General features: G+C 59.8%; 7 protein-coding genes. 3 read left to right on the forward strand and 4 right to left on the reverse strand.

Features of this window, described 5'->3' with window-relative positions; translation table 11 throughout:
* Positions 1-231 precede the first annotated feature (231 nt).
* Entirely contained in the window at positions 232-2,166 is a 1,935-nt protein-coding gene (locus K0H47_RS24420; protein ID WP_374106781.1) for a BCCT family transporter, read from the forward strand.
* Between the two features lie 274 nt (positions 2,167-2,440).
* On the opposite strand, the gene choV is transcribed toward K0H47_RS24420, so the two are convergent.
* The 3 genes from choV to K0H47_RS24435 all read right to left on the reverse strand — a co-directional run bounded on the left by choV (position 2,441) and on the right by K0H47_RS24435 (position 5,476).
* Entirely contained in the window at positions 2,441-3,619 is a 1,179-nt protein-coding gene (choV, locus tag K0H47_RS24425) for a choline ABC transporter ATP-binding protein (protein ID WP_219273761.1), read from the reverse strand.
* Entirely contained in the window at positions 3,616-4,461 is an 846-nt protein-coding gene (choW, locus tag K0H47_RS24430; protein WP_003216909.1) for a choline ABC transporter permease subunit, read from the reverse strand. Before choW ends, choV begins: the two co-directional genes overlap by 4 nt.
* Positions 4,462-4,528: 67 nt before the next feature.
* Positions 4,529-5,476, reverse strand: coding sequence for a choline ABC transporter substrate-binding protein (locus tag K0H47_RS24435; protein WP_017476446.1), 948 nt, complete (start codon positions 5,474-5,476; stop codon positions 4,529-4,531).
* A 436-nt stretch (positions 5,477-5,912) separates the two neighbouring features.
* Between K0H47_RS24435 and K0H47_RS24440 the strand changes: the two genes are divergently transcribed.
* The gene (locus K0H47_RS24440) at positions 5,913-7,289 is read left to right on the forward strand and encodes an L-serine ammonia-lyase (protein ID WP_063026626.1); all 1,377 of its coding nucleotides are present in this window, start codon (positions 5,913-5,915) and stop codon (positions 7,287-7,289) included.
* A gap of 541 nt (positions 7,290-7,830) precedes the next feature.
* Positions 7,831-8,934 carry a GlxA family transcriptional regulator gene (locus tag K0H47_RS24445; protein WP_003216915.1) on the forward strand — a complete coding sequence of 368 codons (1,104 nt, stop codon included), beginning with the start codon at positions 7,831-7,833 and terminating at the stop codon, positions 8,932-8,934.
* A gap of 107 nt (positions 8,935-9,041) precedes the next feature.
* Here K0H47_RS24445 and K0H47_RS24450 read toward each other — a convergent pair whose 3' ends face one another.
* The gene (locus K0H47_RS24450) at positions 9,042-9,305 is read right to left on the reverse strand and encodes a hypothetical protein (RefSeq protein WP_017476443.1); all 264 of its coding nucleotides are present in this window, start codon (positions 9,303-9,305) and stop codon (positions 9,042-9,044) included.
* Positions 9,306-9,650: the final 345 nt, after the last annotated feature.

Here is a 9,650-nt window from a genome sequence, read left to right on the forward strand (position 1 = left end):
ATGTGGCGCCACCTGACATCGGGAAACCCCATGAAACAGCCCGGCACAGCGGTTCGCCGGGGTTCATGGTTTTTCGGGGTGTCTTTATACACCCGTCCGTCGACTGCCGAAAAATCGATGGCTCGGGTCATGCGTTGCCTTGTGTTTCTCTGCACTGCCCGGAGCATCTGTGCCATGAGTTCTGCCTCTCTTATAAAGACCCCGCCGGAAAAGGTGCGGGTCAACGGTTGGGTGTTCTACACCTCCACCGCGCTGATTCTGTTGTTGACCGCGATTCTGATCATCGCCCCGCAGGAAGCCGGCAGGATGCTCGGTGTGGCCCAAGCCTGGTTGTCGAAAAGCTTTGGCTGGTACTACATGGTCGTGATCGCCGCCTACCTGGTGTTTGTGGTGGGCCTGGCGTTTTCGTCCTACGGAAAATTGAAACTGGGCAGCAAGGACGACACCCCGGACTTCAGCTACGGCGCCTGGGCCGGCATGCTCTTCTCGTCGGGCATCGGCATCTCGCTGCTGTACTTCGGCGCGTCCGAGCCGCTGGACCACTACTTCAACCCGCCTGAAGGCGCATCGGCCACCGGCGAAGCCGCACGGCAGGCCTTGCAGTTGACGTTCCTCCATTGGGGCCTGCACGGCTGGGCGATCTACGCACTGGTCGGCCTGGCTGTGGCGTACTTTGCCTACCGTCATAACCAGCCGCTGGCCTTGCGCTCGGCGCTTTACCCGCTGGTGGGCGAGCGTTGGGTCAAAGGCGCGGCCGGTCACGCGGTGGACGGCTTCGGCATGTTCGTCACGCTGCTGGGCCTGGTGACGAACCTGGGGATTGGTTCGATGCAAGTGTCGTCCGGGCTGGAAAACCTGTTCGGCATGGAGCACAGCAACACCAACCTGCTGATCGTGATCATCGTGATGAGCACCGTGGCGACCATCGCTGCCGTGTCGGGTGTGGAGAACGGCATTCGCCGCCTGTCCAACCTGAACATCGTGCTGTTCAGCGGCCTGCTGATTTTTGTATTGCTGTTTGGCCCGACTTTGCACTTGCTCAACGGCTTCGTGCAGAACATCGGCGACTACATGAACGGCATCGTGCTGAAGACCTTCGACCTGTACGTGTACGAAGGCGACGCCGACAAGACCGAACGCTGGATGGGCCTGTGGACCCTGTTCTACTGGGCCTGGTGGATTTCCTGGGCGCCATTCGTGGGCATGTTCATCGCGCGTATTTCCCGTGGCCGCACCGTGCGTGAACTGGTGGCCGGCGTGCTGCTGATCCCGCTGGGCTTCACCCTGGCATGGCTGTCGATCTTCGGTAACTCGGCCCTGGACCTGGTGGTCAACCATGGCGCGGTGGAGTTGGGCAAGACCGCACTGGAACAGCCGTCCATGGCGATCTACCAACTGCTTGAGCATTACCCGGCGTCGAAAATCGTCATCGGTGTGTCGATCTTTGTGGGCTTCGTACTCTTCCTGACCCCGGCGGATTCCGGCGCGGTGATGATGGCGAACCTGTCCTGCAAAGGCGGCAATGTTGACGAAGATGCGCCCCACTGGTTGCGGATCTTCTGGTCGGCGGTGATCACCCTGGTGACCATCGGCCTGTTGTTCGCCGGTAACTTCGAAGCCATGCAAACCATGGTGGTGCTGGCCGGCCTGCCATTCTCGGTGGTGCTGATCCTGTTCATGTTCGGCCTGCACAAGGCAATGCGCCAGGACGTGGCGACCGAGCTGGAGCAGGCGCAATTGGCTGAACGTGGTCGGCGTGGTTTCAGCGAGCGTTTGACTGCCCTGGACCTGCAACCGAGCCAAGGTACCGTGCAACGCTTTATGGACAAGCACGTCACGCCGGCGCTGGAAGAGGCAGCGACTGCGTTGCGTGATCAGGGGCTGGAAGTGCAGACCCTGCTGGGCAAATCCAAGCGCTGCATTGGTGTGCGCATCGAGATGGAAGAGGGTAATCCGTTTGTCTACGAGGTGAGCCTGGATGCTTATTCGTCGGCACCGAACGACTTGCCCGAGGAAGAGCGCACGCGCTACTACCGCGCCGAGGTTTACCTGCACAACGGGCCTCAAGAGTACGACCTGATGGGCTTCACCCAGGAACAAATCACCCGGGACGTGCTCGATCAGTTTGAAAGCCATCGGCAGCTCCTTGGCCGTGTCTATAGCTAAGAGTGGGTGGTGATGATCGTTCCCACGCTCCGCGTGGGAACGCATCCTGTGACGCTCCGCGTCACGATTTCAAGAGCGGACGCAGAGCGTCCATGGCGGCATTCCCACGCAGAGCGTGGGAACGATCAATGCGGCGCCTTCACTGGCGCCGCTGTTCCAAGGTTGGAATGGGGTCAAATGTGGGAGCTGGCTTGCCTGCTATAGCAGTGGTGAATTCACTGCAGCTATCGCAGGCAAGCCAGCTCCCACATTGACCCATTTCCTTCAGGAGGATCTACCCCAGGTTCTTGCCCAGCAGCGCGTGATACAACTCGCTGTCACCCAAAATCCCCACCACCTTGTTGTTGTCCTGCAGCACCAGCTTGTTGCCTGTCTGATAGCGAATCTGCAACGCCTCACGCATCCCGATATTGGAATCCACCAGCGTCGGCATCCGCCCCAAACCTTCCACGGCTTGCCCCGGTGCCCAGTTCTGCAAGTTCAGCACCGCGCCGTTCTGCCGCGCACCCTTGATGGTGTTGCCTTCCGCCAGGTCCAGCCACGAGTCACCGCCCGGGTCCAGGCTGATGGAGCCGTTGACGTGGGTGCAGTTATCCACCGTGCGCATCAGGCTGCGGCCACACAACACATTCAGCGGGTTGGTGTGGGCCACGAAGGTCCGCACATAGTCATCCGCCGGGTTCAGCACGATCTCTTCCGGCACGCTGTACTGGATGATCCGGCCGTCTTTCATGATCGCGATGCGGCTGCCGAGTTTCAGCGCCTCATCCAGGTCGTGGCTTACAAATACGATGGTCTTGCTCAGCTTGCGTTGCAGCTCCAGCAACTCATCCTGCAAACCCTGGCGGATCAGCGGGTCGAGTGCGGAGAAGGGTTCGTCCATCAGCAGGATATCGGCGTCCATCGCCAACGCGCGGGCGAGGCCGACACGTTGCTGCATGCCGCCGGAAAGCTCGTCGGGCTTCTTGTTGCGCCACTGCGACAGGCCCACCAGTTCCAGTTTGTCATCCACCAGCTTGCGCCGCTCTTTCTCCGGGCGGCCCTGCATCTCCAGGCCGAAGCTGATGTTTTCACGCACCGTCAGCCAAGGCATCAGGGCAAATTTCTGGAAGACCATGGCGATGCGCTGGGTGCGCATCATTTTCAGCTCGGCGGGGGTGCAGGAAGCGATGTCGATCTGCCGACCTTCATGCTCCACAAACAGCTTGCCGCGGCTGACGGTGTTCAAGCCATTGATGCAGCGCAGCAAGCTCGACTTGCCCGAGCCTGAGAGGCCCATCAGCACGCAGATCTCGCCTTTCTCGACATCCAGGCTGGCGTTTTCGACGCCGACAATCTGCCCGGTCTTTTTCAGGATCTCGTTGCGCGTCATGCCCTGGTCCAGCAGCTTGAGCGCCTCGCGTGGGTCTTTGGAGAAGATCACGTCGACATTTTCGAATCGGATAATGCTCATGCATCACCCCCTACTTTGGCGTCGGGTTGTTTGCAGATGCGGTCGAGCATGATGGCCAGCAATACAATCGCCAGGCCTGCTTCAAAGCCCAGGGCGATGTCGGCGGTGTTCAGTGCGTTGACCACCGGCTTGCCGAGGCCGTCGGCGCCCACCAGGGCTGCGATCACCACCATCGACAACGACAGCATGATGCATTGGGTAATGCCGGCGGCGATGCTCGGCATGGCGTGGGGCAGTTCAATCCGCGAAAGCAACTGACGGCGCGAGCAGCCAAAGGCCTTGCCGGCGTCCATCAACTCTTGCGGCACATCACGGATACCCAGGTAAGTCAGACGGATAGGCGCGGCAATCGCAAACACCACCGTGGAAATCAGCCCGGGCACCACACCCAGCCCGAAGAGGGTCAGGGTAGGGATGAGGTAGACGAAGGTCGGTACGGTCTGCATCAGATCGAGCACCGGCCGCATCAGGGTGTAGAACATCGGTTTGTGCGCGGCAACAATGCCCAGCGGCACGCCGATCACCACGCAGACCAGGGTGGCGAACAGCACCTGCGCCAGGGTCTCCATGGTTTCCTGCCAGTACCCCAGGTTCAGGATCAGCAGGAAGGAGGCGATGACAAACACTGTCAGGCCCCATTTGCGTTGAATGAAATGAGCGAGCAGCGCAATCAGACCGATCAATGCCAGTGGATTGAACCAGGTCAGCGCGAACGTCACGCCGTGGATCATCGTTTCCAGGGTCGATGCGATTGCGTCGAAGTAGGCGGCCCCGTGTTGGGTCAACCATTCAACGAAGGCAGCGATGTACTGGCCTAGCGGGATTTTATGTTCAGTCAGCATGGTAGTGAATGTCCACATGCGAAGAGGAAAAACATCCCGGGCCAGCGTGCCAGCCCGGGGTCAGCACTTACTTGGCGAGATACGCTTTGACGGCCTCCAATCCTGGTTTGCCATCGACGGTGGTGACACCAGCCAACCAGGTGTCGAGCACTTGCGGGTTCTTCTTCAGCCACGCCTTGGCGGCGGCGTCAGGCTTCATTTTGTCGTCCAGGACGTTACCCATCAGGGTGCTTTCCATGTTCAGGGTGAACGACAGGTTTTTCAGCAACTGGCCCACGTTGCTGCATTCCTGGGTGTAGCCCTTGCGGACGTTGGTGTAGATGGTGGCCTGGCCGTAGTTGGGGCCGAATGAATCATCACCCCCGGTCAGGTACTTCATCTTGAAGCGGGTGTTCATCGGGTGCGGTTCCCAGCCGAGGAACACGATGGCCTGGTCGCGCTTGGTGGCGCGTTCCACCTGCGAGAGCATCCCGGCTTCGCTGGATTCGACCACTTTGAAGCCTGCGGTTTTCAGGCCGAAAGCGTCTTTGTCGATAAGGGTCTGGATGGTGCGGTTGCCATCGTTACCCGGCTCGATCCCGTAGATCTTGCCGCCCAGCTCATCCTTGAATTTGACGATGTCGGCGAAGTCTTTCAGGCCCTTGTTGTACAGCGCTTCCGGTACGGCCAGGGTGTACTTGGCGTTTTCCAGGTTGGCGCGCACGGTTTCCACGGTGCCGGCATCACGGTACTGCTTGATGTCGTTTTCCATGGTCGGCATCCAGTTGCCGAGGAAGATGTCCATGTTCTTGCCGTCGGCCAGGGACTTGTAGGTCACCGGTACGGAAATCATCGTGGTGCGGGGTTTGTAGCCGAGGCCCTTGAGGACTTCGCTGGTGGTGGCGGTGGTGACGGTGATGTCGGTCCAGCCGACATCGGAGAAGTTGACGGTCTGGCATTGCGCCGGTTCTGCAGCGTGAGCCAGGACTGGCAGACTCAGCATGGCGGCCAACAACAACGACGGTGAACCTTTCATGGGGGTGGACTCCTGGTGTTTTTCTGGCGGCAATAACACCGCGCTTATAGGTGTTGCGGTTGGGCGTGCGGCACAGCTCTGCCACGCAACTGTGCAAACGAGTCGAGACTGATCATGTACCAGTGAAAATCTGACGCCTACAGGGGGCGTCGTATCCAGTACAGGGATGGTCGTATCCAGTGTCGGTGACGTCGCTTACAGATTTTTTCAACGGCAAAACTGCACTTTTTACCGATCTGAACCGCAAAAAACGGCCAAAACGTCGCCTTCCACAACAGCGGCGCTGATGAGCATGGGTACGTCGGTGTGAGACGCCGTGAGCGCCACCAAAAGCTTGATGATGGCCGCATCTGGGCGGATTGCGACATGAGCGTAGCAGCTCCGTCACCAGGCGTTATTTGCGCCTGGCCTGTGCTCATCGAGGAGTTTCACGTCAATGGCTATCAGCGTTTTCGACCTGTTCAAGATCGGCATTGGGCCTTCGAGTTCTCACACCGTCGGCCCCATGCGCGCCGCGGCGTTGTTCGTTCAAGGATTACGTGAACGTGATGTGTTGGAACAAGTCAGGCGCATCGAAGTTCAGCTGTATGGCTCCTTATCGGCCACCGGCATCGGTCACGGCAGTGATAACGCCGTGATCATGGGCCTGATGGGCGAGTGGCCGGATGCGATCGATCCATCGCAGATCGGCGTCCGCATCGAAACCCTGCGCGAGACCCACACACTGCTGCTGGACGGACATTTGCCGGTGCCTTTCTTATGGGCGCGGGACATGCGCCTGATCGACGAAAACCTGCCGTTCCACCCCAATGCCATGACCCTGGTGGTGTTCGGTGATAACGGCGAGCTGCACCGTGACACCTACTACTCGGTGGGCGGCGGGTTTGTGGTGGATGAAGCCCAGGCCAACAGCGGCGTGGCGGACATGGACCGCACCGAGTTGCCCTATGATTTTTCCAGTGCGGTGGAGTTGCTGCAGTTGTGCAAGACCCACAACCTGCGGGTCGCTGAGCTGATGTTGGCGAACGAAAAAACCTGGCGCTCGGAAGAAGAGATCCGCAGCGGGCTGATGAAGCTTTGGCGCGCCATGCAGGATTGCGTGGAGCAAGGCCTCAAGCACGAAGGCATCCTTCCCGGCGGCCTCAATGTAAGGCGGCGTGCAGCCAAGTTGCACCGCAGCTTGCAGGAGCTGGGCAAACCGAATGTGATCGGCTCGACCTTGAGCGCGATGGAGTGGGTCAACCTGTTCGCCCTGGCGGTGAATGAAGAAAACGCCGCCGGCGGGCGCATGGTCACGGCACCGACCAACGGCGCGGCGGGGATCATCCCGGCGGTGCTGCACTACTTCATGAAGTTCAGCGAAGAGGTGACCGAGGCCAACGTCGTCGACTATTTCCTCGGCGCGGCGGCGGTGGGCATCCTGTGTAAAAAGAACGCGTCGATTTCGGGTGCCGAAGTCGGTTGCCAGGGTGAAGTCGGTTCGGCGTGCGCCATGGCGGCGGCGGGGCTGGCGGAAATCCTCGGTGCTACGCCGGAGCAATTGTGCAACGCGGCGGAGATCGGCCTGGAACACAACCTCGGCCTGACCTGCGATCCGGTAGGCGGGTTGGTGCAGGTGCCATGCATCGAGCGTAATGCGATTGCAGCGGTGAAGGCGATCAACGCGGCGCAGATGGCGCTGCGGGGTGATGGCCAGCACTTTATCTCCCTGGACCGGGTGATCCGCACCATGCGGGATACCGGGGCGGATATGCATGACAAGTACAAGGAAACATCGCGGGGCGGGTTGGCGGTGAGTGCGGTGGAGTGTTGATCCAGACAGACCGCGTCGCCTGCATTCGCGAGCAAGCCCGCTCCCACATTCGACCGAGTTCCTACTGAAAAAACGCGGTCAAGTGTGGGAGCGGGCTTGCTCGCGAATGCGGTAGACCAGGCAACACTGCTCATAAAGTGAACACCGACACCCACAAGCGCCACCTTTTAGCGCGTCGCAATTAGATAAGTAGCTCCCAAACGATTTCCCGCCCCGACCCTCTGTCACTCGTGCTTGTGGTGACAGACTTTTCCCACGTCGTTTCGCTCCCTTCCCACAAGTGCTACCGATCTGCTCACACACCCTGAGCCTGCGTCCTCTGACGTCTTTTTCGGGTCATATCCCCCACTCCATGCGCGGGCTTATATAGACACGTCATGAGGTCGTTTTCAGGAGTTATTGAATACGCATTCAACTTTAGGCATGGCATTTGCTCTATCAATACAAAGCCTCTCGCCATAGGAGTTTCCTTAAGGTGGTGAGCGCAATAACAAGAGCCTCGCCTGAGGCCATCACCCGCTTTGTGTGAGGAGATACCGCGATGACGTCGTTCAACTCAGGGGCTCAACCCCAGAACCGTGCGCCTCAATCCATCGGCTTTTTGCTGCTGGACAATTTCACGCTGATTTCCCTGGCCTCCGCAGTCGAACCCCTGCGCATGGCCAACCAACTCTCCGGCCGCGAGCTGTATCGCTGGACGACGTTGAGTGTGGACGGAAACCAGGTGTGGGCCAGCGACGGTCTGCAAATCACCCCCGATGCCTCCATGCACAAAGCCCCGGCCCTGGACACTGTGATCGTCTGCGGCGGCGTGGGTATCCAGCGCACCGTGACCCGTGAACACGTGTCGTGGCTGCAAAGCCAGGCGCGCCAGTCCCGTCGCCTTGGCGCCGTGTGCACCGGCAGCTGGGCCCTGGCCTGCGCCGGCCTGCTGGACGGTTTTGATTGCAGCGTGCACTGGGAATGCCTGGCGTCGATGCAGGAAGCTTTCCCTCGCGTGGCCATGAGCACACGCCTGTTCACCCTCGACCGCAACCGCTTCACCAGCTCCGGCGGCACCGCGCCGCTGGACATGATGCTGCACCTGATCAGCCGCGACCACGGCCGTGAATTGTCGGCGGCGATCTCCGAGATGTTTGTGTACGAGCGCATCCGCAACGAACAGGATCACCAGCGTGTGCCGCTCAAGCACATGCTCGGCACCAACCAGCCGAAACTGCAGGAAATCGTCGCGCTGATGGAAGCCAACCTGGAAGAGCCGATCGACCTCGACGAACTGGCGGTGTACGTCGCGGTTTCCCGGCGTCAGCTGGAGCGACTGTTCCAGAAATACCTGCACTGTTCGCCCTCGCGCTACTACCTCAAGTTGCGCCTGATCCGTGCACGGCAATTGCTCAAGCAAACGCCGATGTCGATCATCGAAGTGGCGTCGGTGTGCGGTTTTGTTTCCACGCCGCACTTCTCCAAGTGCTACCGCGAATACTTCGGCATTCCGCCGCGGGATGAGCGCGTGGGTTCCAATACCACGCAGCAGGTGGCGATGATGCCGATTCCGCAGGCGCTGGTGTTGTCACCGTTGTCCGGGCCGTTGTCGGCGTTGAGCCAGGCCAGGAATGAGTCGACTTTCGCCAGTGTAAGGCTCTAGACCGAGTCGCCTGCATTCGCGAGCAAGCCCGCTCCCACACTTGACCGCGTTTTTTCAGTAGGAACGCGGTCGAATGTGGGAGCGGGCTTGCTCGCGAATGCGGTATATCAGGCGCCAGAGTTCTGCCGAAACTGCACCAAAGCCGGCAACAACTGCTTGTCGATCGCCTGCCTCACCGCCGGCAAGATCGTCGCGCTGCCGGTGTACATCTGCTCAACCATGTTCTTCAGCGCCTTGGCCCGCGCTTCACTCAAGCCGCGCACCGCACATTCACAAGCCTGCTCGGCGGTAGCGCCGCTGGACACTTCGAAACCCAACGACCGCAGCTGGCCCAGCAGGTCATCCTGGTCAATCAAATCCGCGTGCATCATGACGTTTATCCTTGTTAGGGGAGCGGGGGACTGAGGTCGATTCTGGTAGGCCATCACCGAGTCGGCAAGGCCTGAATTCGCGAATGTCCGGCACACCTATGAACAGGTCGTTTTCGGCTAACTCGCAAGGGAAGGGAGTGTGCACACTGGAATCCAGCAAGCAGCTTGAAGGTTTGGTCACCCTCGGGATGCGCAGCTCACACAAAGCACTCTGCCCCGATCCTGTCACGGCTTGATCGGGGCTTTTTTTGGCTGGGATTTGTGGGGGCGCAACTGGCCTCATCGCAGGCAAGCCAGCTCCCACATTTGAAGGTATTCACAAATCAAAATGTGGGAGCTGGCTTG

This window comes from Pseudomonas sp. Xaverov 83, from assembly GCF_019352905.1.
Classification (GTDB): Bacteria; Pseudomonadota; Gammaproteobacteria; order Pseudomonadales; family Pseudomonadaceae; genus Aquipseudomonas; species Aquipseudomonas yamanorum.